Annotated in this window: 20 protein-coding genes and 1 riboswitch; of the genes, 8 read left to right on the top strand and 12 right to left on the bottom strand. The window is 45.6% G+C overall.

Annotation, left to right across the window (positions count from 1 at the left end; all coding sequences use genetic code 11):
* The 6 genes from QT994_RS12460 to hpsA form a co-directional block, all read right to left on the bottom strand.
* The coding region (locus QT994_RS12460) for a hypothetical protein (RefSeq protein ID WP_333174880.1) at nucleotides 1–192 on the bottom strand (192 nt) is incomplete at its 3' end.
* Nucleotides 171–809, bottom strand: coding sequence for a Uma2 family endonuclease (locus QT994_RS12455; protein WP_333174877.1), 639 nt, complete (start codon nucleotides 807–809; stop codon nucleotides 171–173). The genes QT994_RS12455 and QT994_RS12460, both read right to left, overlap by 22 nt.
* 111 nt (nucleotides 810–920) lie before the next feature.
* Nucleotides 921–1,517: a GspH/FimT family pseudopilin gene (locus QT994_RS12450; RefSeq protein WP_333174874.1), complete on the bottom strand. Its 597-nt coding sequence runs from the start codon at nucleotides 1,515–1,517 to the stop codon at nucleotides 921–923.
* 58 nt (nucleotides 1,518–1,575) lie between these two features.
* Nucleotides 1,576–2,661, bottom strand: coding sequence for a hormogonium polysaccharide secretion pseudopilin HpsC (gene hpsC, locus QT994_RS12445; RefSeq protein ID WP_333174872.1), 1,086 nt, complete (start codon nucleotides 2,659–2,661; stop codon nucleotides 1,576–1,578).
* Nucleotides 2,662–2,749: 88 nt separating this feature from the next.
* Nucleotides 2,750–3,466 (bottom strand): hormogonium polysaccharide secretion pseudopilin HpsB, encoded by a 717-nt coding sequence (hpsB, locus tag QT994_RS12440; protein ID WP_333174869.1) that lies wholly within the window; start codon nucleotides 3,464–3,466, stop codon nucleotides 2,750–2,752.
* A 2-nt stretch (nucleotides 3,467–3,468) separates the two neighbouring features.
* Nucleotides 3,469–8,505 carry a hormogonium polysaccharide biosynthesis protein HpsA gene (hpsA, locus tag QT994_RS12435; protein WP_333174866.1) on the bottom strand — a complete coding sequence of 1,679 codons (5,037 nt, stop codon included), beginning with the start codon at nucleotides 8,503–8,505 and terminating at the stop codon, nucleotides 3,469–3,471.
* Between the two features lie 590 nt (nucleotides 8,506–9,095).
* Here hpsA and QT994_RS12430 point away from each other — a divergent pair.
* The 3 genes from QT994_RS12430 (at nucleotide 9,096) to QT994_RS12420 (ending at nucleotide 11,915) form a co-directional block, all read left to right on the top strand.
* The gene (locus QT994_RS12430) at nucleotides 9,096–9,962 is read left to right on the top strand and encodes a sulfotransferase domain-containing protein (protein WP_333174864.1); all 867 of its coding nucleotides are present in this window, start codon (nucleotides 9,096–9,098) and stop codon (nucleotides 9,960–9,962) included.
* 721 nt (nucleotides 9,963–10,683) lie between these two features.
* Nucleotides 10,684–11,544: a 3-deoxy-7-phosphoheptulonate synthase gene (aroF, locus tag QT994_RS12425; RefSeq protein WP_333174862.1), complete on the top strand. Its 861-nt coding sequence runs from the start codon at nucleotides 10,684–10,686 to the stop codon at nucleotides 11,542–11,544.
* Nucleotides 11,545–11,717: 173 nt separating this feature from the next.
* Nucleotides 11,718–11,915: a heavy-metal-associated domain-containing protein gene (locus QT994_RS12420; RefSeq protein WP_333174861.1), complete on the top strand. Its 198-nt coding sequence runs from the start codon at nucleotides 11,718–11,720 to the stop codon at nucleotides 11,913–11,915.
* A 172-nt stretch (nucleotides 11,916–12,087) separates the two neighbouring features.
* Here the strand turns inward: QT994_RS12420 and QT994_RS12415 are convergent, their stop codons facing one another.
* Entirely contained in the window at nucleotides 12,088–12,498 is a 411-nt protein-coding gene (locus tag QT994_RS12415; RefSeq protein WP_333047538.1) for a metalloregulator ArsR/SmtB family transcription factor, read from the bottom strand.
* 148 nt (nucleotides 12,499–12,646) lie between these two features.
* Between QT994_RS12415 and QT994_RS12410 the strand changes: the two genes are divergently transcribed.
* Together QT994_RS12410 and QT994_RS12405 are read left to right on the top strand one after the other, a co-directional pair.
* Nucleotides 12,647–12,814, top strand: coding sequence for a metallothionein (locus tag QT994_RS12410; protein ID WP_333047536.1), 168 nt, complete (start codon nucleotides 12,647–12,649; stop codon nucleotides 12,812–12,814).
* Between the two features lie 289 nt (nucleotides 12,815–13,103).
* Entirely contained in the window at nucleotides 13,104–13,364 is a 261-nt protein-coding gene (locus tag QT994_RS12405) for a DUF7219 family protein (protein WP_333047535.1), read from the top strand.
* 263 nt (nucleotides 13,365–13,627) lie between these two features.
* On the opposite strand, the gene QT994_RS12400 is transcribed toward QT994_RS12405, so the two are convergent.
* Entirely contained in the window at nucleotides 13,628–14,704 is a 1,077-nt protein-coding gene (locus QT994_RS12400; protein WP_333174859.1) for a metal ABC transporter solute-binding protein, Zn/Mn family, read from the bottom strand.
* A 90-nt stretch (nucleotides 14,705–14,794) separates the two neighbouring features.
* Here QT994_RS12400 and QT994_RS12395 point away from each other — a divergent pair, with 90 nt between their 5' ends.
* Both QT994_RS12395 and QT994_RS12390 read left to right on the top strand, forming a co-directional pair.
* Nucleotides 14,795–15,514: a metal ABC transporter ATP-binding protein gene (locus tag QT994_RS12395; RefSeq protein WP_333174857.1), complete on the top strand. Its 720-nt coding sequence runs from the start codon at nucleotides 14,795–14,797 to the stop codon at nucleotides 15,512–15,514.
* A 160-nt stretch (nucleotides 15,515–15,674) separates the two neighbouring features.
* On the top strand, nucleotides 15,675–16,511 hold the full coding sequence (locus QT994_RS12390; RefSeq protein WP_333047531.1) for a metal ABC transporter permease: 837 nt from the start codon (nucleotides 15,675–15,677) through the stop codon (nucleotides 16,509–16,511).
* 267 nt (nucleotides 16,512–16,778) lie between these two features.
* On the opposite strand, the gene QT994_RS12385 is transcribed toward QT994_RS12390, so the two are convergent.
* The 4 genes from QT994_RS12385 to QT994_RS12370 all read right to left on the bottom strand — a co-directional run bounded on the left by QT994_RS12385 (nucleotide 16,779) and on the right by QT994_RS12370 (nucleotide 20,894).
* Nucleotides 16,779–17,867, bottom strand: a complete 1,089-nt coding sequence (locus QT994_RS12385; protein WP_333174855.1) for a WD40 repeat domain-containing protein — start codon at nucleotides 17,865–17,867, stop codon at nucleotides 16,779–16,781.
* A gap of 137 nt (nucleotides 17,868–18,004) precedes the next feature.
* Nucleotides 18,005–18,976: a GTP-binding protein gene (locus tag QT994_RS12380; protein WP_333174852.1), complete on the bottom strand. Its 972-nt coding sequence runs from the start codon at nucleotides 18,974–18,976 to the stop codon at nucleotides 18,005–18,007.
* A gap of 182 nt (nucleotides 18,977–19,158) precedes the next feature.
* Entirely contained in the window at nucleotides 19,159–20,193 is a 1,035-nt protein-coding gene (gene cobW / locus QT994_RS12375) for a cobalamin biosynthesis protein CobW (protein WP_333174850.1), read from the bottom strand.
* 290 nt (nucleotides 20,194–20,483) lie between these two features.
* Complete coding sequence (locus QT994_RS12370; RefSeq protein WP_333174847.1) at nucleotides 20,484–20,894, bottom strand: DUF1636 domain-containing protein; 411 nt, start codon at nucleotides 20,892–20,894, stop codon at nucleotides 20,484–20,486.
* Nucleotides 20,895–20,916: 22 nt separating this feature from the next.
* Nucleotides 20,917–21,063, bottom strand: a riboswitch (cobalamin riboswitch).
* A gap of 269 nt (nucleotides 21,064–21,332) precedes the next feature.
* Between QT994_RS12370 and QT994_RS12365 the strand changes: the two genes are divergently transcribed.
* Nucleotides 21,333–23,339, top strand: a complete 2,007-nt coding sequence (locus QT994_RS12365) for a serine/threonine-protein kinase (protein WP_333174844.1) — start codon at nucleotides 21,333–21,335, stop codon at nucleotides 23,337–23,339.
* The last annotated feature ends 47 nt before the right edge of the window (nucleotides 23,340–23,386 follow it).

The raw sequence follows: 23,386 nt of genomic DNA, 5'->3' as shown, positions 1-23,386 counted from the left end.
AAATCGCCCGATCGCATAAATCGCCCGATCGCATAAATCGCCCGATCGCATAAATCGCCCGATCGCATAAATCGCCCGATCGCATAAATCGCCCCAATAAATGCCCGATCGCGTAAATCGCGGGTGTTGATTCGATCGCCCGGTGTGGATGAGAGTCGATCGCCCGATCGCTAAATTTGGGTTTTCACCCAAGATCGAAAGGCTTTCATGGCGACGTTTCTGCCAGCTATTTTGCTTTGTTCTAAATACTGGGGGATGAGCTCGGTGATGGGGAAGTTGGGAAACTGGAGACTGCGATCGGACTGTATATATTTTCCATTTTGCAATACGCTGATTTGCAGGTTGCGGCCGTTGTAGCGCCACAATTCGGGAACTCCTAATGCTTCGTAGTTATTGAACTGAGTGCGGGAGGTGAGGTCGATTTCTATGGCTAAATCGGGAGGTGGGTCTGTTTCTAAGTCGATGCGGTTTTTGCCTCTGACTGCGGCTTCGTTTTGGATGTAGAAACAGGTATCTGGTTCTACTCCTTGAGCCATTTTTTGATTTTTGAATGTGGTGGAACCTAGAGACCAAAATTCAATACCAAGTTCTTCGAGTAGTGCTTCGACTAAGTTACCAATCAGGACTTTACCAATTTCGTGTTCGGGGAGGGGAACCATGATTTCTAATGTTCCCTTGCTGTAGGAAAGTCGGGATGCGCGACTTTCTCCCAATTCTGTTAGTAGGGTTTCAAACATCGGCCAGGTTATGTCTTTGAGTAATAGTTGATTTCCTGGCTGGACGATTATTTGTTTTAGTTCTAGCTGCATATTTTGACTATTTTAATAGGATTTGAAATATAAAATAATTTATGTTAATATATTTTAGCAATTCATAACTTATGCGGAATTGCTGTTAGAGATTAAAAAATATCTGCGGGGCTACGGGCAACCCTGTCCTGTTGAAGCATTGAATGTCCCTTCATCAGTCCTCATTCCTCCTAGGAGAGTTTGAACAATTACGCACTGCTGCGTACCGCCGCCAGCAGGAGCAACTGTTACTACAAATGGAGTTGTACCTGATGCGAGATTACCCTGGTAATCAAAAGTGATTGAGTTGGCAGAGGTTGCAGGCGCTATCTTCGTGGAAAGTAGAATCTGTTTGGCTTTGATTTCGCCTCCACTATTTAACTGCTGAGTATTACCGGCGATCGTAACTGTTGGCGGGTCAACAGGAGGAGTGCTTGTATTAGTATTGAATACGATCGTGACATCGCGCTTAGTTCGCTTGGCTTCGCTTTGTGCAGTTCGCAAGGTTTGGAGGACTCGATCGTTCACAGTGCGAACTCTTTGTCTGTTGATGAATGCCAGCCAACTTGGAGCGGCGATCGAACTTAATATACCTACGATTAACGCTATCACCAGCACTTCTAGAAGGGTGAATCCCTGATCGCCCTTTCTGGATGCAGTATTTTTGTAATTAGGGTTTGCTTTTGTTGCAGAAATCTGCAAAACTTTGAATAATATTGGGGTTTTCATTTTACTTTCCTGTTTTATATGCTAGTCACGTGATTCGGAAATCTGTTTCAGACAGATGTTATTTTCCTACCGCACCGAACCCTTGTACTTGCACGGTTGCTGTTGGGAAATATGCCGAACTGGTAGTTTTGAACTCAGCATCGTTGGCTTGAAGGCGACGCAGGCTATTTCCTCTGAGCGTAACTCTGGCTATGTTTCTCGCTGTATCTACACAAGCGTAGAAGCTATTTCTACCTTCTGTATCAGTTACTTTTAGAGTGGGTTCTCCGATTGCTGTTGAAGTTTTTGGATTGGTAGGATTACCAAGAGCAGTCGTGCAGGGAGTTAATATCGGCCCTGAACTGTGGTCTATGTAGTTAACCAGTACCTGTGGCTTGGTTGCCCCAGATGTAGCTTGTGTCAGCCCCGCCGCAAGGGTCACATTTTGGGTGGGTTTAGTAAAGTCAAAATCTTTATTAAAAGCTGGATCTGGTTGTTGAGTATCTTCGTCGGTATCAGCCTTGTTGTAGTAAGGAAGATTAGTATCTGCCGCAACCGGGTCAGGTTTTCTTACTCCATCCCTAATTTCATAGCGAGCAATACGTGTGGGACAATTGCCACCTGAAGGCTGACACCAAATAGACTTAGGATCAGTTTCTTTGATCTGGTAGTAGGCAACTAATGATAGTACATAGGTGTCGTTACATTTACCTTTATTAGCTGCCTCTTTACATTTGATTGGTGTTATTGCATTGTTAATAGGAACAGCATTTGTAATTTGCTGTCGCTTCCAAAACACGAGGACCGGAGTTCCGTTAGAGACAGAAGGAAGTTGAGTTGTGATAGCAGGAATGCCTGTAGGGGTAGTGGTGGCAGTGATGGTAAGAGCGGGATTATTGTCGTAAATATAAATAGCTTGGCTCAAATCTTGGGCAATGAAATCAACTGCTGCCTGAAGGTCTTGCTCGGTATTTGACTTGACTTGTTCCCTCCTGTCGGTATTCAGCATATCGACTACAAAGCTGAGCATCGGCGTAATGATTAAAAACGCCATAATTGCTCCGACTAATAGCTCGACCAGAGTCATGCCTTTGTCTATTTGAGCGGGCCCGGAGCGGTTTCGCTGGTGCTGACTTTTGAGAAGCAACCTGAGTAAAGTTTTCATTTTGACGGTTTCCTTTGGCGAGTGATTGGGAGGGATTTTCATCTAATAACACTCACTGTAATTATGGGCATACAGTAGTTTATGGTGTTTATTTGAGGCGCTCCAAGATGGACTTATACGAGGGATTTCCGGTAGCGGGAATCTCTGTAGACATTTCTACTACTGGCATTGTCCGATCGCCCAAACCTGAACCCACAACAGATTGCTTTTTCGCAGTCTTTGGGGTCGGATTCAAAGTTACAGTGCCATCAAAGGAATCAGCCCTGTAAACCCTGACTAAGAGCTGGTAGCCTTTGGATGTTGGATCGCCACCAGTAATAGATGTATCTGGATTTAGCCAAGCGCCCTGAACGTAAAAGTCTTTGTTGCTACTGGGGGAACAACCTCCTCCATCCATGTCAACGCAGTATGTCTCGCCGACGGTAGGAACTCGTGTAGCCGCCAAATCACCTGCTGCTCCCTGTATTGGGAAACCTGATCCTGCTACACCGGGTTTTATAGCACCTGTTCTGAGAGCGTTGATGTAAGCTGTAGCCGCCTGGGTGGCCAGTTCCATCCGCCGCGCTTGTACGCGAGTCGCTACTGAGAAGGCCATCACCGGGGCGATCGCAATCATCAGCACCGAAACCACAATCATCGCTACCAACGACTCGATAATCGTGTAGCCCGAATCTTGTTGCTTCACTTTTTGGGCGCAACTACCAGATTTACTCTCAGTCGGCTGGCTGCTGAATCCTGTTTCTGTCTTTGCTCCCTCGAATAACAAGGGTTGCGAGTAGCTGTTGTCTTTTAGTAGTTTATTCATGATTAGGCACCTGCTTTAGATTTGCAGAATGAATCTGTTGGGCGTAAATCGCTACTGACAGCTTGCGTTGTCCCCACAGTGTCATCAATGAAAGCACACATCAAAGTTTGTACCCAATTGTCATCGCGAGGTACTTCTCTGAAGAATTCAGCCGGTTTAGTCTTTGTGCTAGGAGTCGTAAATCGTTGGGTAAACAAGTCGGGTGGTTGAGATAATAAGCCGACATCAAAACCCCAATTCCGTGCAGGCGGACTGAAGAAAGGAGTCGCACTGCTATTGTTACCAATTTTGTACTTGTTGGGATACCAAGTAGTAACTGTATTAATAGTGGGAGAAAAAGCACTCTGAGGTAGAGAACCCGCTAGAGTCTGACTGTAGGGTGCATTGGCGTATGCACTGCGATTTAACTGGATGAATGCACCTAAAATTTTGATGCTAATTCCACCATTTTTCCAGTTTTCAAGAAAGCGCGGCAAGTTTTGCACACCGCCATTAAACTCACTACCACCAGAGGCATCTGTGTTCCGCGATGGAATGTCCCCGGCTCCAACTATCAGATTGACTTCTTGAGGAGTAGATGCTGGTAACATCCACTTTGTTGATTCAGCATTATTAATACCTGTTGTTGGTAAAGTAGTAGCTGTTGTTGATGTTGAATCTGTTGCATGGATTTGCAAGACTGGCATTAATAGCGGCTGATGCCTTAAAGCTACTGTGATTTTAGGAGGTTTTATGACTCCATCTGTGAATGGAAAGCCATCATTCGCACCTGGTAAGTCTACTGCATTGAGAAAAAATAGGGGTTTAGCGTCACCGAATTCTGGAGTTGGGTAGGGACTAGCACTTGTTGCTGTGGCAAACCACAAAGAGTTAGCTTTTGTTCGTGGTACGGCACTTAAAGAGTCAAAAGCAGCTATATTCCCTGAGCCATCAATTCCTAAAGCCGTTACTTTAGTATCAGTTGGAGTATTGGCTAACTTACTACTAGGGTCCCTTTGAAAAGCAATCCGACGAGGAAAACGTTGCAATGCAGTAGCAGGAGGGTCAACGGTTGTCCCAGCCTTATGAGTAGCGATATTGTAAGGTGTCGAACCTAGAGTAATCCCATTAGCTTTCAGTGTTGGTGTTGCAGTTGGATCTACAGACCAATCATCATCCGTACACTCAGAAACAGGCAGCTTTGTGCAAACTTCCATTAAATACTCTGGATAGTTGCCCCGTCGTTGGATAGGCGTTACAAAGTTATTGAAATAAGAACTATTTAGACCATTATTATCAACCTTCAAATAGTCCGCGTCCTTGAGATTATCGTTGGGAGTGCCGTCAACAACGCCACTAGCATTAAATGCGCCACTACTGAGTCCATTCGTAACAAAGTTGTTGTTGTAGAATCCTTGATCCCTGCGAGGGCCAACCGCAGCCGTACCGACATTATTTCTCAGGTCAAAATCTCCCTCATTGCGGAAGCCTTCACGGAAAGTGCCAGAAAGTAAAGTGACAGCATCTCCCAGCACCGTTGCAGGCCGCCAGTCGTCACCAGTGCAACCGGATAATCTGGGGTCGCCTTGGCGACAAGCAAAGCTCGGATCGAGTGTGTTGCGGGTGTAGAAGTTGCTCCAAGTTGGATTCAGAGGTTGTGTAAACTCTTCTTTGGTGTGTTTGTTAAAATCACCTTTGATATAAACTGGCAAATTTGATACCAGGGTTAGGCCTTTTTCTTTTACCACGTCTTCCACACTGCCTGTTGTAGGGGTAGCGCCCCGGAACAACTGGCCTCCATTAATCAGCATAATCCCGTTCGGGCGACGGGTTGGGTCAAGCCGAGAGTCTGTTGGACTTACGGTTTTGCTGGTATTTTCATCAAACTTGCCCGTAGAATCGGGTTGTCGATCGCTGCGATCGGGTAGCGCGTCGTCTCTGGTGGCATAAATAATACCGCTGTATGGTAGGAGATACTCTTTACCAGAAGCATTTTTCGGCCCTGTATCATTTGTCTGTGTAATTTCTTTCACCCTCAGAGCACCTATATCCAAAACAGTAGCCCGAATTTCTAGGGGTTGCCGTTCTTCCAGGGCGAGGTCATATTTTCCTGTTAACTTGGCTGCCCCAGCAGATCCTGTCAGGGGACTGCTGAGGGTAAAGGTTTCGTCAACGGTCGTACTTAGGTCGTTTTTATCTATGGCCTTAACTTCTCGGCCATCCAAAAATGCCACTTCTTTGATAGCCCCGTGAGGAATCAGTGCCGGAGCGAGTGTGAGCTTACCCTGTAGAATGTCGAGTGCACAATTAGTCGAGTCGATCGCAGCTTTTTCTGCCAAATTGCGAGCGGTGTCTGCTTTCTGAAGAGCATCTCTCAACGGCTTATTAGCAAACCGACCGTCGGGGAAGACTAAATTAGCTTGCATATCTAAAGCGGCTTCTCCGCCACTAAGCAAGCCTGTTGTAGCAGAAAGCGTTGAAGCACCCGGTCGCGCTTTCGGGGGGCCGTAGGTGATGCCGTTGTTGGAGCCGATAAAGGCTTGCCGTGTTCCCAGTCCTACCTGGCCGCTGACATCGGTTAGGCTTCCCGTCGAGATGTTTTTCGCTGTGGAAGCGTTGCTAGGGTCGTAATAGCTGCTGATGCAGGCAATTGGGGTTTGATTTGGTTCGGTTCCTGCTGTTAGCTTTGTTGGGTCGTAGCCGTTATCCGCATAGTGATAAACTGCTGTTGCCCGCATCCGCAAGTCGCCCTTGGCATATTTCTTAGCGGTGGTAGCCTGCTCAACAATACCTGGAAGTAGAGTAGTAGAGGCGACTGCTGATGGGAGAGTTGCGCTGATATCGGTAGGACTAGACCAAGCTGGGAGCCAGGGAGTCCAGTTACCGGCAACATTATCATATACTTGTGACCCCTGCCCCAGCGGTGACATCGGCATGGAGTCCGGCCAGACGACACGGTACTGCTCAATGGCGGGCGTTGCTGGGTCGTCGTAAGTATTTTCGGGAGCAAAAGGGGTAGCGATCGATACGGGGCCGCTTTTTGTACCGAATACACCGTTAACAAGAGCTTGCCACCTAGGCGGCGGCAGGAATGAATTAGTGCGATCGTAAACCCCTGCACCAGTGATGACGCGCAAACCGCCAATGCCATCGACTGCTGTTTTAGGTACTTGGGCCGCTGCTGCTTCCCAGAAGCCCGCGCGGTCTGTTGCACCCACATCAGCGATTTGCGTCACACGAGTGGTGCGAGTCCGGTTCTTCGTTATGTCGCCAGCAGTCCACTTTGTTGAGCCATTAACCTCTTGAGGCTGCTCTATCCCAACAAATTTAGCGCCGTCCCACCGCTGAGCTGGTAAATTGTTGCCTACCTGGACGCGATCGCCGAGTAAATCTTCCTGTATCAGAGGTTCTTCCGGGTTGGGGTATGTTGCATTTAGCTGAGCAGGAAGAATTGTCAGGCCTGACGCTGAAGTTTTACCCAACGTAGCAGTCCAACCTGTAGGCAGGTTCCAGCCAGTATTATCAGCCGGCCCCAGAGTATCCCCAGTACCCTGTATTACCACCGGGGGGGTTGCGGGTGCTGCTGGTACGGTGATAGGAGTAAAACTATTACCACCTACTGGAACTTCGGCAAAAGGTACTTTCCGCATTCTTTCTTTAAAGTAACCTTCCAGGGCTTGTCGACGAGTGAGAGAAGTGCTTCTATTGATGACTGATGTTGGATCTAAAGTCGCAGCTTTTGCCATTTGTTGGTCTACTAACAAGGAAAGGCGATCTGAGTAGGCTTTGTTGTTGTAGAGTACCTTCAAGGAATCATCGCTAACAGATTGAGTGCTTTTTGTAATTTTGGGAGTTTGATCTGGATCTGCTGATTTTTTATAAAGATGGACCTGAACTGGATTATTAAGGCCCTTGTCGTATGATGCACCATTAACTACATTGCCAGCTACAATTATTTTGCTGTTTTCTTGATCGTAGAAACAAGAATCTTTGCTACTGACTTGATATAAATTTAAGGTGCTACCAGTGGTTGCAAGCAAATTGCTATTTGTGAAGATCCGACCGTTGAGATTCAAGGCAGGATAAGACGATATTTCTAAATCATCTTCATAAACAACCGCATTATTACTGAGGGGAATCCGACTTTGGTCTTGCTGGTATTCTAGAGCCGAGAAGCTTGGAGTTCCTTTAAACTGTTCATATTTTGTAGTATCCGGGACCACCGCCTTATCGGTAATGGGTAAATTAACTGTATAGACAAAGAAACTTTTTTTCAGCCTGCCTTCCGATTTATACCAACCAGAATCGCCTACCAAACTAGCGCTAGTACCAGCCGCCCCAGCACACTTCGGATCTGCTAGCTTCCCGGCCATCGGTGGAGTTCTTGCCTCTAAAGGCTGTCTTGCTCTTGTAAAAGTCCCTGCATTTGGCGAAGTCGTTTTGCGTTCTGGACTGCGGAAGTAAATACCATAAAGTGTAAAAGTGTCAAACTTGCCGTTGTTATCCGTATCAACCGGATATCTCCATGCAGTATTTATCTGTTCGTCTTTTTCCGCATCCGGGAGCTTCGTCTTGTCAAAGGGAGCGACTGTACCATTCCCGTCGAGATCATATTTAACTGTCAGTCGCTCTTCACCACCGAATGTATAAATATCCTGAGCAGAAGCAGCAGCCGACATCATCCGGTACATTTCATTGTCGGAGGGGGTTGCGGTTGGCCTTTGCGGGTCTTCCTGCAGCATAAATTGAATTTTCGCTTTTGCCCGATCGAGCGCCGGAGTCGCGGCCGCCAGCACCTGCTGGTTCACGCGCACGTTACGCGCCGTATTCGCCCGATCGAACGATCGCAGCGTAATCGCCACTGTCAACAAAATCACTACCAACAACACCATCGTCACCGTCGGCAGCACAAACCCCGCCATCGGTAGTCTTGCCCTGCGGCCCATAGCCATCAGCGCTTGCAGCATTGCTCTCATCAGCCGCTTCGCCCCGGATCTGGTAACACCAGCAATCCGCCGCAGCAGGGACACGATAACTTTGGATAATTTGCTCTTAAACATTGACGCCTTCCTGAATAATTTCAGAGATGGTATTGCAGGTAGTTACTGCTCGACAGTACAATCCCATCTTTATAGTTCCCATTTTCTGTAACTTACATATCAGCCTCTTGCACAAATTTAAATCTGTACTTTGGCTGAAAAATAAAACTACACACCCCCAACCAAAACCACCGCCGATCATATATTTTTCAGCGAAAGATTTGCCCAGCAAGGATGAGAGTTCCCTAACTCCACTCTAATCTAGTTAAATAGAAATGTCAGTACCAAGGGCGAGAGTGAATTAGATCACCCCAAAACAGTGATCGGGATCTTATCCGACGTATGGCCCAGCCCTTGCGGAATTTGTTTGTGTGGTCGCCTTGCTAGCAGTTTCAATCACCGGAATCTACAATCAAAATCGGGCAATGGAATTATGGTTAGGCCAATTTTTTATGAGGCCCCGTAGAATCCGATCCCCCCTAGCCCCCCTTAATAAGGGGGGGACAAGATTCCGCTCAAAGTCCCCCTTCTTAAGGGGGATTTAGGGGGATCGAGATATGTGCAACTTCACATTAAATTGTTATTAGACCTATCGGTGCAATCAAATCTAAATGGGGCGATCGAATTTTCGTAATGCGTCCAAGTGCGATCGAGTTTCCATTTTACCCTCCGCCGCACTGTCAGTACAAGTGCAAAATATAAACCTACCATCTATGAAACAAACTCCCAAATCCCCCGACTTCATCATCATCGGTACCCAAAAAGGCGGCACAACATCTCTGTACAATTACCTAATCCAACATCCCCAAATCGCCCCCGCCGCCCAAAAAGAAATCCATTACTTCGACTTGAACTTCGATCAAAGCTGGGAGTGGTACTGTTCCCAATTTCCCCAGCCCCAAACAGGCGAAAATATACTAACCGGAGAAGCCAGCCCCTACTACATCTGTCACCCCCAAGTTCCCCAGCGAATTTATGATTTATGTCCCAAAGTTAAAATAATCGCCCTGCTGAGAGACCCCGTAGAACGCGCAATTTCCCACTATTATTACTATATCAAAATACGCTACGAATCCCTCTCATTAGAAGAGGCGATCGCCGCCGAGCCCGAAAGACTCAAAGGCGAAATAGAAAAACTCCTAGCCAACCCCAAATATTATAGTTACGAACACCAACACCACAGCTATCTAGCCCGCGGCATTTACGCCGATCAACTCCCAGCCTGGATGAAACTTTTTCCCAAATCACAACTTTTAATCCTCAAAAGCGAAGATTTATATACCAATCCCTGTGGCACATACAACAGCGTGTTAGAATTTCTAGACTTGCCGCCCCACCAACTACAAACCTACGAAAAGTACAACGCCACCCAACATCCGCCCATCAGCGACACAGTATACGAGCAATTGAAAGCATATTTTCGATCGCACAATCAGAGATTAGCCGAAATGTGCGATCGAGATTTCGGCTGGGATTAATCAATATATCTCCCTTGCATCAAAGTATCGCTCCCCCTCCCATCGGAAAGCTCCCTCTTGTCCCCCCCTTATTAAGGGGGGTTAGGGGGGATCGAAACGAAGGTATAAACGAGAAATACATGAGGACTTTAAATACTCATCCCCCTTAATAAGAGGCGTTAGGGGCGATCGAAACGAAGGTATAAACGAGACATATTCCTGATTAAGGGGTGAAAAGAGCGATCGAACTCCACCTTACTACTTAGCCCCTCGATCCCCCCTAGCCCCCCTTAACAAGGGGGGGACAAGAGCGCCCATTATATAAATCTTTTGCTAAAAATATCTTGACATCCCAGTCTCCCTGTGCTAGCTTGTCGAATAGTATTGTGTTTAATCCACAAATCGCAGCACTTCACATATGTTCACAGCCAACAGCTATTTTTATTATTGGTACAGCCAAGTTCGCCCGGAGTGAATTTACAATTCACTGTGAACATCCGGGCGAACCGCAGATTAACACCTGCGGTTTTGTTTTTTCTACTTCTTTTCCCAACAACCAATCGAGTACAAGCGAAAACAGCAATGACATTATTCAGTAACTGGTATTACGGCTTTTATTTTTGGCCCCACAGGAGTTCTGGGTAAATTGTCGCGCTGTCTTTTCGCACCAACCCGGAACTCCTAAAAGTTCCGGGTTTTTTTGTTGTTAACCACCCACTTAAATTTCCCGGAGAATACCCTCATGTTAGAAGCCAAACTCGTAACCAAATCTCATCCCGAACACCAAACAATTGTCAAACTCTCAGAAACAGTCTCAGTCGGCGGCACAGAATTATTAATCATCGGCGGCCCCTGTACCGTCGAAAGTTCCCAACAAATGGAAACAGTCGCCCGCCAACTCTCCGCCGCATCCGTGCAAGCTTTGCGAGGCGGAGTCTACAAACCCCGCACATCTCCCTATTCTTTCCAAGGGATGGGAATTGAGGGACTCGAAATTTTAGCCGATGTCAGCCGGCGTTACGGTTTACCCGTGGTGACAGAGGTAATGTCGATCGCCCAAATCGCACCGGTTGTCACCTATGCTGATATGCTGCAAATAGGTAGTCGCAATATGCAAAACTTCGAGTTACTAAAGGCGATCGGTCAAGCCGGAAAACCAGTCCTGCTAAAACGCGGCTTGTCAGCCACAATCGAAGAATTTGTGATGGCCGCCGAATACATTGTCAGTCACGGAAATCCTGATGTAGTTATGTGCGAAAGAGGCATCCGCAGCTTCGACAACTACACGCGAAATGTATTAGATTTGGGTGCAGTCGTAGCGCTGAAACAGTTAACTCATTTGCCAGTAATTGTAGACCCTTCTCACGCCGTCGGCAAGCGAGAATTAGTCGCACCACTAGCCAAAGCAGCGGTTGCTTGCGGTGCAGACGGGTTAATTATTGAGTGTCACCCGCAACCAGAAAAATCGGTTTCTGACGCGCGGCAAGCTCTTTCTTTGGCAGATATGGTAGATTTAGTTGCGAGTTTGCGGGCTGTAGCCGCCGCCGTTGGGCGGTGCCTACCTGAGATTAATTTGCCGACCCAGGTATTAAGTTTGAACTGATATTCGTACCAGATAATGTATAACTTTTAACGTCAAACTCTACAGTCGGTTTTAACCGAATTGAGCTTTGAGGCAGGGGTTTAAACCCCTGCCGAAATCGGGAAAAGCGCGTGTTTCACGAATTTAGATTAAAATAAAAAATAATACTGTCATCTACGAAATCTTGCTTAATTATGGCAATACTACTTAACGTTCCTTCGATCGTCTGCTCTGGCTGCGCTGATACAATTACCAAAGCCATCAAAACTGTTGACTCCGGTGCTACTGTCAATGTGGATGTCGCAGCTAAGACTGTTACAGTAGAAGCTCAAGCTTCTGAAGAGTCAATTTCACAGGCGGTTGTTGCTACGGGCCACACCGTCGAAGATTGATATTGAGTTTACAGCAGGCAGCCAGAAACCGGGTTTGATGGGCGAGAATACTTCCTTACAGCCTGTAGATACGACAAAAAACCCGGTTATGAAGGTTTACACCAGGAAGGGGCGGGTTAGAAAATAGCTTCGAGGCGAGCGATATTAGTCAACCTGCCCCATGCTCAAAAGCTCATTCTGCTTCGTCTAAGTGTTCGGCGACTGCTTGGTAAAGTTCCAAAACGTGGCGATCGAGTAAACTATAAAAAACTTGTCTCCCAACCTTGCGGTAGCTTACCAACCGCATCGCCCGCAATGCCCGCAACTGGTGCGATACTGCTGATTCGCTCATACTCAACGCCGCAGCCAAGTCGCACACGCACAGTTCTTGTTTTGCCAAAACTGACAGCAGCCGCAGGCGATTCGCATCTCCCAAAAGACTGAAAAACTCTGCCATCCGCTGGGCTTTTGCGGTGTTGAGAACTTGTGTTTGGATGTCCCCGGCTCGCCAACAGTCAACTAGGTGCGATGAATCGCACGTTGGTGTATCGTTTTCTTGGTGAGGCTGACTTATCGCTCCATTAACAGCAGAGTTGGGTGACATCTTTTCCCGGCTAGTTTTAATTCTCATTTTCATTTTAGTGCGATCGGCAAACCTTTTGTTACAAAAGTTTTACATTCCCTTGACTAATGTCTGAATATGTGTTCAGATATTAGTAGAGACAAACAACCCCACCAGGAGAATCTAAAGTATGACTACCGCCACCCAAACAAAATGTGCCTGTCCTTCATGCGTGTGTGTTGTTAGCCTCAGTTCCCCCATAGAAAAAGACGGCAAACAATACTGTTCCAGTGCTTGCGCTGACGGCCACCCCAACGGCCAAGGCTGCGGCCACGCCGGCTGCGAGTGCCACAAGTAAATATTGGGCTTCACCAAAGATTAATCAACCACTCTAAAACCTATCTAAAGGGAGATGCGAACAGCGCATTTCCCAATTTTTGTGCTTTTAGGTTAAAGAAAAGTTAAAATAAAGCTAACTTAAGGTTAAGACTGCATTAATAGACTAAATACAGAGCGAAAAAGCACAATTGCTACTTACGCAATACAATAGAAGCAAGTTAGCGCCGCGATACTGAGTACCCATAGTGCTATTAAAAGCAGAGACCGAACCAAAAGTTGAATACCAAAAGTTTAATTAGGAGGGGGCAATGAAAGAGCGGGAAGATTTTTTACATCCTCGCAATCGCTACTACGGTGATTTCACGCCAGAAAACTTGGCGTTTAACGCCAACTTGCAGGAGTTTGCTCAAAAAATAACTTATATTTGCTCGCTGGAAACTGGGGGGAAAATTAGCGCTGAGAAAGCCTATAAAGATATTAAGATGCTTTGGAAAGACTTAAAATCCTCTAAGAAGCAATTGGGAATTGGTCAAAAACCCCCCAGTACCGACGAGCCAAATTCACCTTAAAGTCATCGCAGCAAACGCAGCGTTTGCAATCGAAAACCCCTGCGATTGCGAGCGCTGCGTTTTGCTGCGTACCCAACAAATATAAGGCAATACGCTTGGGTTAAAACTATTTATTCCTCGGAGATTCCCCTCGCATCCCCCTGGTTGTTGGGGGACTTTGAGTAAGTTCTTGTCCCCCCCTTAAAAAGGGGTGCGCCAGGGAGAGCGAGCTTAACTGAACCGTATTGAAATGTAAAGTGCTTGGTAGGCGCACTTTAGGAACTCTATGGTTTGGGATTTGGTGCAGTTTCTCCTGCAAAGGCAGTACAATTACCACCGAGGCCAGAAGTAATCGTGCAAGTATTAGTTTTCAGCATTCCCTGATATGTATCAGCACCAGTGCCGGGACCACCCAACTCGTCGCTGTAGAGTTCCTTGTCGGAAATTTTGACATTTGCCTCCCTCGCCACAGTCTGCATCAACTTCGGATTAGTTGTAGTTTCGGCAAAAATTGTCGGCACTCCTGCGGTCTTAATTTCTGAGGACAATTCGGCAATTCTTGCTGCTGTGGGCTGTTCCTCTGTCGTCACACCTTGCAAAGCTCCAGCAATCTCCAAACCGTAAGCATCGGCATAGTAAGTCAGAGCATCGTGAGTTGTTACTAATTTGCGTTTTTGGGCGGGAATTGTCGCAATCTGAACTTTTATCCAAGTATCTATTTTTTGCAAATTATCTGTTAAGATTGCTGCATTTTTTGTATAAAGTTGAGCATTACTGGGAGCGATTTTTTTCAATTCATCGCGAATAATTTCTACCATACGGATGCCATTTTGAGGGTTATGCCAAACGTGAGGGTCAGGGACTTTTTCGCCTTCTGCATCGGGTTTGTTTTCCGCTTTCTCTTCACCTTGTTCGTGCTCATGTTTGCCCATCAACGGTTTGGGAACAGCGAGTTCGTGGACGGCGATTTTGGGCGCGGAATTACTGCTAGATTCAATTAGCTTAATGATGCTGGGTTCGTGGTTGTAGCCACCGTATAAAATCAAATTGCCCGTTTCAATCGCTTTGCGGTCTTCCGGCTTGGTTTGGTAGGCGTGGGGGTCGTCTCCCGGCTTGATTAGACAGGTGGTGTCGATCGAACTTTGAGCAATTTCTTTAGTTATGTCGCAAATAACGCCAGTTGTGGCGACGACTTTGGGCAAGTTGGCGGCCCGACTGGCTTGAGTTTGAGTGGCGGCGGGACTCTCGGGCGTCCGATTGCTGGCGTTCTGTCCTCCACTGCACCCAACCACTCCGCAGCCAATTGCCAAAACAGTCGCACCCCACAATCTGGCGGTTTTTCCAGGCAACTTCTTTAACATTTTCACCTTTGGAACGATAATCGTTATTGCTTTTTCGAGTTATCCTATTCTAGTAGCTACGAACAAGAATCGTTCTCAAAATCTCTAATTATGCTAGAAGTGCAAGACTTGGCTGTCAATTATCGCGGAGTTTCGGCCCTCAACAGCGTGAATTTCCATTTAGAATCGGGGCAATTAACTGGTGTGTTCGGCCCCAACGGCGCGGGGAAAAGCACGATGGTGAAAGCCATGTTGGGATTGATCCCGGCCTGTCGGGGTTTGGTAAAATATCAGGGGCGGTTGTTGAAAACACAGTTGTCGCGGGTGGCTTATGTGCCGCAGCGATCGCAAATTGACTGGGATTATCCGATTACGGTGTGGAATGCGGTGATGATGGCGCGAACCGTTCAGACTGGTTGGTTTCGCAGCCCCTCGAAGCAGTCGCAAGAATTGGTCAAAGCTGCTTTGCTGCGGGTGGGAATGTGGGATTTGCGCGATCGGCAAATTGGCGAACTGTCTGGCGGGCAGCAGCAGCGGATTTTCTTAGCAAGGTCGATCGCCCAACAAGCCGATTTATTCTTCTTCGACGAACCTTTTAACGCGATCGACAAAGCAACAGAAGAAATTATTTTCGATATTTTTGCCGAACTAAAATCTGAAAATAAAACCTTGCTAGTAATCAGCCACGATTTAGGCGAAACTTTAAAACAGTACGACAATTTATTATTGCTAAATAAGCAGTTAATTGCAACTGGTTCCTGCCTGGAAGTCCTCACCGCAGCCAATATTCAAAAAGCCTATGGATACGATTTAAGTTTAGTTTCAGCGTAAGCAAAAAAAGATTTATCTTTAAAATTGATTCTGGCACAGGCGTCCCGCCTGTGCAGTTGATGGCGGGACGGGCGTCCCGCCTGTGCAGTTGATTGTGGCACGGGCGTCCCGCCTGTGCAGTTGATTGTAGTTGAAAAAATCCTATTATTGACCTAATTCAATGTTAAACCTACTAATTGAGCCACTCAACTTCGAGTTCATGCGAAATGCGATCGCCGTCGGCATTTTGCTAGGAATTCTCTGCGCGGTTGTCGGCTCCTACTTGATTGTACAGCAAATGGGAATGATGGTTGACATGATTGCCCATTCAGTATTAGCAGGATTGCCAGTAGCTTTTTCTTTAGGTTTCAATATTTCGATCGGCGCGTTTATATCGGGAATTATCAGCGCGGTAATTATGGCGTGGATTCAATCCCAATCTCGTTTAAAAATTGATGCTGTGATGGCATTAATTTTATCTACTTTCTTAGCAATTAGCGTCACGCTAATTAGCCTGTTGCGGACAACCAAATTAGATTTAGACGGGTTTTTGTTCGGGAATATCTTGTCAGTTGCACCTGCTGACGTGCAGCAGACTTTTGTCATAACTTTGATTATTTTGGTAGCGGTTAAACTCCTTTACAAAGAACTGCTATTCTATACTTTTGACCCGCTGGGGGCGCAAGCGTCCGGTTTGCCTGTAAACTGGATTTATTTGGGGATGATTTCGGCGATTACGCTGACGATTGTTGCGAGTTTGCAAACTGTGGGGGCGCTGTTAGTAATTTCTCTGTTAATCGGGCCGGGAATAACGGCGTATTTGTTGGTAAAAGAGCTACATTTAATGATGGGATTGGGAGCTATTATTGGGATTACAGCTAGCGTGACGGGTATGTATCTCAGCTATTATTTTAATATGCCGTCTGGGGCGGCAATTGTATTAGTTATTTTTGGGTTATTTTTAGGGGCCTTGCTGTTCAGTCCCAGTCAAGGAATTTTGACAAGAAAGAGAGGATAACAGTCCTGGACGCACTCTATCTGTTGTGCGATTGCTCGGTCGAGTTTATTTACTTCGTTTCAAATTTGGTAGAACGGGTGTTTCAGCAGGTGGTTTTGGTCGAGAATACTGTAGAGTTGTTCGAGAAATTGCTGTTGGGTGGTAATTGTCGATCGCCTTTGAGGATAGTGCAGTCACTAAAATGTTATTGTAATTTAGCATTTTGTCAAGACCAAGTTTTTAATTTTTATGTTTTGGTCAAACTGGTGCGATCGCCCTGCTACAAACTTAGCACCCCCTGAACTCTTTGTCGTCCATAGATTGTGACCAAACAAGCAATTCACCTCCACAGCCGCCCGCGGCGAGAAACTGGCCTGCGGGATGCCATGCGAGACAGGAAAAACCGCCCTCTGCACCTTCTAGAATTTGCAGCAATTGTTCTGCTTCAGACCACACACAAACTTGACCGTCTGCGGCTGCGGAAGCTAATAAAAATGTGTTAGGTTGAAAGGCGATCGCATTTACCACATTTTCATGCACTTCTAACGCCCAAGAATGCCAACCGACACTTTCATCAGCGTGTTTTTCCCAGACGGAAATGCCTTGAGAACTCGAAGCGGCTAACAAAGGTGCACCCAAAGAATTAGTTTTATCCGACCAAGCTAACTCCCGAACTTTCCCCGGAAAACCCTGCATTACCCAGGGTTCAAAATTGCCCCATTCATTAACAATTAAAGTATTGTCCATATTGCCACAAGCTAAATATTCCCCTTGTGGCGACCAAGCAATTGCACCGGTTGCAGAAGGTACTGATAAAATTTCCGGGTCTTCGTGCCAGTCTTCGCCATGCCAAACTTTGACACCTTGATAGCCGCTAACTGCCAGATATTGAACCATAGGATGCCATGCTAAATCGAGGATAGATGATGAGTCGAAATTCAGCGTTACTTCAACAACATTATCCTCAGCATTCCAGACTTGAACGTAGCGGCCCATGCTGAAAGCTAACTGATTGCAGTTGGGACTCCAAGCTAACTTGTCAACCCAGACGCGCTGGTTGTCCAAATCAGCAATTAATTCCCTAGAATTAACGCGCCAAATTCGTACTTTTCCATCTTGTCCGCCAGCAGCTAGGAAATTACTGTCGCGAGAAAAAGACAAGCAATCGGCTGATTTACCCGTGGCAGTTTGTAGCGTTTGCAAGGACAATTCATGAATTGCCCCTACTTTCGCCAGCATCACTTCGCCCGCAGCAGAACAAACTGCTAAAGTTGTGCCATCGGGCGACCAAGTAACAGCAGTTACGTAGTCAGACAGCATTGCTTTGGCATGAATTTCCAGGGTTTGTTCACTTTTCTTTGTCTTTTCTTTACCCATATTTATTGAATCTGAGATGTTGCACTATTCTTAAGAACTGGCAAGATGCCCGTTCCACAAGGAATGAATTTTATTCTTGTGGAACAGGCATCTTTCCAGTTCCTAAAAGGCTTATTAAAAATGGTTCAATATGTCAGTTAAACCAGACATTTATGAAAATCCTCTCGCAATTGATTTTCATTTAAATTGCGACCGATGAACACGAGTTCATTTTTCGGAGTTTCTGTAGCTTTCCAAGGTCTATCCAGCCGGCCATCGAACACCATGTGTACTCCTTGGAAAACAAATCGCTGGTTTTCTCCGGCGATATTCAAAATGCCTTTTGTCCGAAAGATATTCGGGCCTTGAGTTCGCAACAATTCCGCAATCCAATCGCTAAATTTGTTGCGGTCAAGGGCGCCGGATTCTACTATGGCTACTGAGGTAACTGTTTCGTCGTGTTCGTGAGTGTGTTCGCCCAAAAAGTCTGGTTCGATTTCTAATGCCCGGTTCAAATCAAACGCTTTAACGCCCAACAAAGCATCCATTGCTAATTCAGCGTTGCGGGTGCGGTGGATTTTGGCCATTGCATTCATTGCACGAATTCGCTTTTCTAATTCTGCCAATTCGTCGTCACTCACTAAATCAGTTTTGTTGAGTAAAACTACATCTGCAAAGGCAATTTGTTCTTGAGCTTCGTCTGCGTCCCAGTGCTGCCAGATGTGCTTGGCATCTACTACGGTGACAACTGCATCTAGCAGTAATTTTTGCCGCATATCTTCGTCTACAAAAAAGGTTTGAATTACGGGTGCGGGGTCGGCTAAACCTGTGGTTTCGATGACTATGTGGTCGAATTTGTCTCGCCGCTTCATTAAGTTACCGATAATCCGAATTAAATCACCTCGGACTGTACAGCAAATGCAGCCGTTGTTCATCTCAAAAATTTCTTCGTCGGCATCAATTATCAGTTGGTTGTCGATGCCTACTTCGCCAAATTCGTTGACGATGACTGCAACTTTTTTTCCGTGTTCTTGTGTTAAAATGCGGTTCAGTAGCGTAGTTTTGCCTGCGCCGAGATAACCCGTGAGAACGGTAACAGGAACTGATTCGATCGCCCCAGCAGTCACCATACTTGACCTCACTTATTGTACAATGATAACCATTATCGCTATTCTACACCAGACCTGCTGGCAGCGCCCACAATATTAAAGAATGTTAATAAATTGTTCGTGAGAGCTTGTAGGGGCGAGTTTTACCAATAATATTTGCTGCAATTCAAAATATCGATATACCCGCCCCTCTCAAATGACAATTAGTTGTTAATTATAGCTGCAATTCGATCGCGCTCTAACTCTCGACCGATCAGCACCAGTTTGGTTTGGCGGATCTCGGAAGGTTGCCAAGGACGATCGTAAAAATATTCTATCCGCGAACCCACACCTTGCAACACCATCCTCATCGGTTTCTTGGGAACCGCCACAAACCCTTTAATCCGATAGATTTCCTCCTGCTGCATCAAGGATTGCAGTTTTTTCACCAATGCTTCAGGTTCAAATTCGCGATCGGCAATAAAGAAAGTCGAGTTAATATCATCATCATGTTCGTGTTCCTCCTCAGTGTCGTGGTGACTCGGGCGAGACTCCAAATCATCCTCAACCGCCGCATTAAATCCCAATAGCACATCAGGGTTAATTTCGCCACCTTTGCAAGGCACAATTTTCACACTTGGACGCAACTCTTGTTGCAACCAGCTTTGGACTTTCTGGTGAGTTTCCGCATCTACGCGATCGACCTTCGTTAAAAGTACCATATCGGCACAGGCTAACTGGTCTTCAAACAATTCCTCGATCGGAGTTTCGTGATCCAAACTAGAATCAGCTTGTCGCTGTGCCATCAAAGCATCAATATCACCGACAAAAGTACCGCTAGCAATAGCTTCGCAATCGACAACAGCAACAACACCGTCTACAGTAGCACCCGTGCGAATTTCTGGCCAGCGGAAAGCTTGAATCAAAGGTTTAGGAAGTGCCAGGCCCGAAGTCTCAATTAAAATACAATCAATTTGTTCTCTGCGCTTCAACAATTCCTGCATAGTAGGCAAGAATTCCTCTTGAACAGTGCAGCAAAGACAACCATTTGTTAGTTCAACAATATTGCTGCTAGCATTTTCTTCTTCGTCGCAAACTTGGCAATCGCGCAGCAGTTCTCCATCAATTCCGATTTCGCCAAATTCGTTCACCAGAACAGCAATGCGGCGACCTTGATTATTTTGCAATAAGTGGCGAATTAAAGTAGTTTTGCCGCTACCGAGAAAACCAGTGATGACAGTAACAGGAATTTTGTGCATTGATAATTTTGTGCTTATTTGGTGGTGGGATATCTTGTTCCGAGGCTAGGCGTTCCCAGGCCGAGAGCGTAGGTGACAACTTAAGACTGAAATCTACAATAAAAGTCGCTTAAAAGCGAAGTCTAGATCCCCCTAAATCCCCCTTAAGAAGGGGGACTTTGAGAATATTTCTTTTCCCCCCCCTTATTAAGGGGGGTTAGGGGGGATCTAGATGTCGATAAAAACAAGAGAGACGATCGGTTTGACGTTAAGTTGTCACCAATGGGCCGAGCAGGGTAAGGAGAAAGGCTTTAATTTGGTAGTGGCGGAATCTTTGCTAAAACGCCTTTTTTCAGAGCTTGAGGACGCTCAGACCAAGGCAACAAACCGTCCGATTTAGCATAGTATTGACCCGCGCATTCGAGTACAGCCTCGACGCTTTCCGACTCATTTGCTGGTAAATCGCCAAACAGATAAGTGTACTTTCCAACAGCAGCAAAAGACACCGCACAAGAGTGACTGCAAGCACTCATGCACTCAACCTCTTGAATCTCAAACTTATCAGAAAACTCCCAATCTTTAGCGAGTTGCGACAAATTTTCCATAAATTGTTGACCGCCGCTTTTGCCTTCGCGCTTGCCGTTTTTCCAAACACTAGCGCAAGCAGTGCAAACAAATAGACTGTGCTTTGTGCGTACAGCCGTCTTAATTCCATCTATCATCCGTACCTCGCAGATGCATTCAAAAGTGAGTTAGATATCGGCGGGCATTCTGACTTGAGAAACCACAACAGTTTCATTACAGTTGCGGGACAGCGCCGGACTTGCACCGAACTTTCCCCGTTTCCTCTAACGGCTGCTCCCCGCTAGAACCGATCGCGAAATCACATCATACCGCACTTGCCGCCTTTTTGGAAAAAAGTTATGTTGGTAATCTCGATCCATCCAAAAAAAAATAACTCTTTGTGGAACAGGCATCTTGCCTGTTGCTGACAGGATAGAAACCCACGCCAAAAAATAACTCTTTGTGTAACAGGCATCTTGCCTGTTGCCGACAGGATAGAAACCCATTCAAAAAAAATTCACTGTTTGTGTAACAGGCATCTTGCCTGTTAATGACGGGCTAGAATCCCCTCCCACAAGAACATTACTACAAACTATATGAACGCCTTCCCCGATTTTTCCACTCACGGCTATCAGATTGAAAAAGAACTCGGACACAACAGTATCGGTGGCAGAGTTACATACTTAGCGAAAAATACGAATACTAAAAAATTAATTGTAATTAAGCAATTTCAATTTGCCCAATTAGGTGCTAGCTGGACAGAATACGAAGCTTACGAACAAGAAATTAAAGTTTTGCAAAATCTGGATTTTCCGGGCATTCCCCGCTATCTCGATTCTTTTCAAACTGACAGCGGTTTCTGCATGGTGCAGGAATACAAAAATGCCGAATCTGCTGTCGCGCGGACTTTTTCGCCGCCAGATATCAAGCAAATTGCGATCGCAACTTTAGAGATTTTAGTTGACCTGCAATCTCAGAAACCGCCGATAATTCACCGCGACATTAAGCCAGAAAACTTGTTAATAGATGACGAACTCAATGTTTATTTAGTAGACTTCGGTTTTGCTCGGATAGGAGGTGGAAATATCGCCGCTAGCAGCGTCGTCAAAGGCACGATGGGATTCATGCCGCCCGAGCAAATGTTCAACCGCCAACTGACAGAAGCATCCGACCTTTACGGTTTGGGAGCGACGCTGATTTGCTTATTAACTGGTATAAAATCGGGGGAAATAGGCAACTTAATTGATGAGAATTATAGCATTCATTTCCGGCATTTAGTCCCGCCGTTACAGCGTGGTTGGATGAACTGGCTGGAAAGGATGGTAGCGCCGAGAATTCAAGATAGATATCAGTCGGCTGCTGATGCTTTAGCTGCACTAGAATCTTTGGATGTCAGCAGCTTGCCGAAAGTGAGAATTGAGCGCGATACGCTGGAATTTGCCGCTACAGAATATGGAGAAACAATAACACAAACCATCGCAATTAGCAACCCAATTCCCGATACAATGCTTTGTGGCAGATGGGAAGTCGCGCCGCATCCGAATGATCCGCCGCATACACCTTACGATCACCCTTGGATCTCGTTTGAGCCGCAGAAATTTGAGAGCAATAATTTTGATGTCAAAATCCTAGTTGATACCAAACAATTGTTGGCAAGTCAAGCTTATGAGCGCTATATAATCTTCCATACAAATTCCGAACCCGACACTTATCAACTCAAAATTAAAGTCACAACAGCTCTCCTTCCTATACCAAAACTAACTACTTTATTGTCTAAGGGCAACCTGATTTTGATCTGCTGGTTGGTGTTATTCGGCTTTCTATTTAGTATGGGCAGCAACTATGACATTGCTTTGGGTATTATTATGAGCTTAGTCTATGGATTTGCAGTTGCTGAAATCACACTCTTAGCAGAATCACATGGAAATAAAAAAACTTGGGTAGGAGGAGTATTAGGATCGCTAATAGGATTAATTTTATATTTTTTCGTTTTGTCTGTTGTTACTGAAGTTATTCGTAATTTACCCCTATCGAACAATACAATTCTATCAATTGCTGCCTCGATAGGGATGGTAATTGCGCTGATATTCTTTAGTTTATGTGGAGCTGCACTTGGAAGTATGATGAATAGGAATTTGGCTATGATTATTGCTATTATCGGGCAATTTTTATTATTTGCATTGTTTGCATTGTTTTCTTTCGTGGCAATGATATTCGATGAGGCTTTCAATGCAGCATTTTTTATTTTCCTAAGCAATTTATGTTGCATGATAGTTTATTTGTGTTGCATGATAGTTTATAGGATTTTTCATAATCGGATTGACGAGCAGACTACCCTCAGAAGAATAATTAACATTTATAATGACAAAATAGCTTTTCTTACGACCGGATTTTGTACTAGCTTGGTAGTAGCATTTCGACTGTTTTTAAACGTTGTCGCCCAACGAGAATGGGTTGAACCAATGGAAATAGTAGCTGTAGGAGGAGCTATAATCGCCTCTTTAGCTGTCACTGGTATTCCATTACTTGAGATGAGTGTTTTTAAACCAAATAGAATCCTTGCTAAGTATCGCAAATTACAAGCAAGTTTAATTAAACCTTAAACAATTGCTCGCTTGTTTTACTCAGTTATTGAGGACTAAAGTCCTTA

The sequence above is a fragment of the Microcoleus sp. S13_B4 genome (assembly GCF_036700885.1).
Classification (GTDB): domain Bacteria; phylum Cyanobacteriota; class Cyanobacteriia; order Cyanobacteriales; family Microcoleaceae; genus Microcoleus.
The sequence above is the reverse complement of the archived record's forward strand: the minus strand, read 5'-3'. Positions and strand labels throughout refer to the sequence as shown.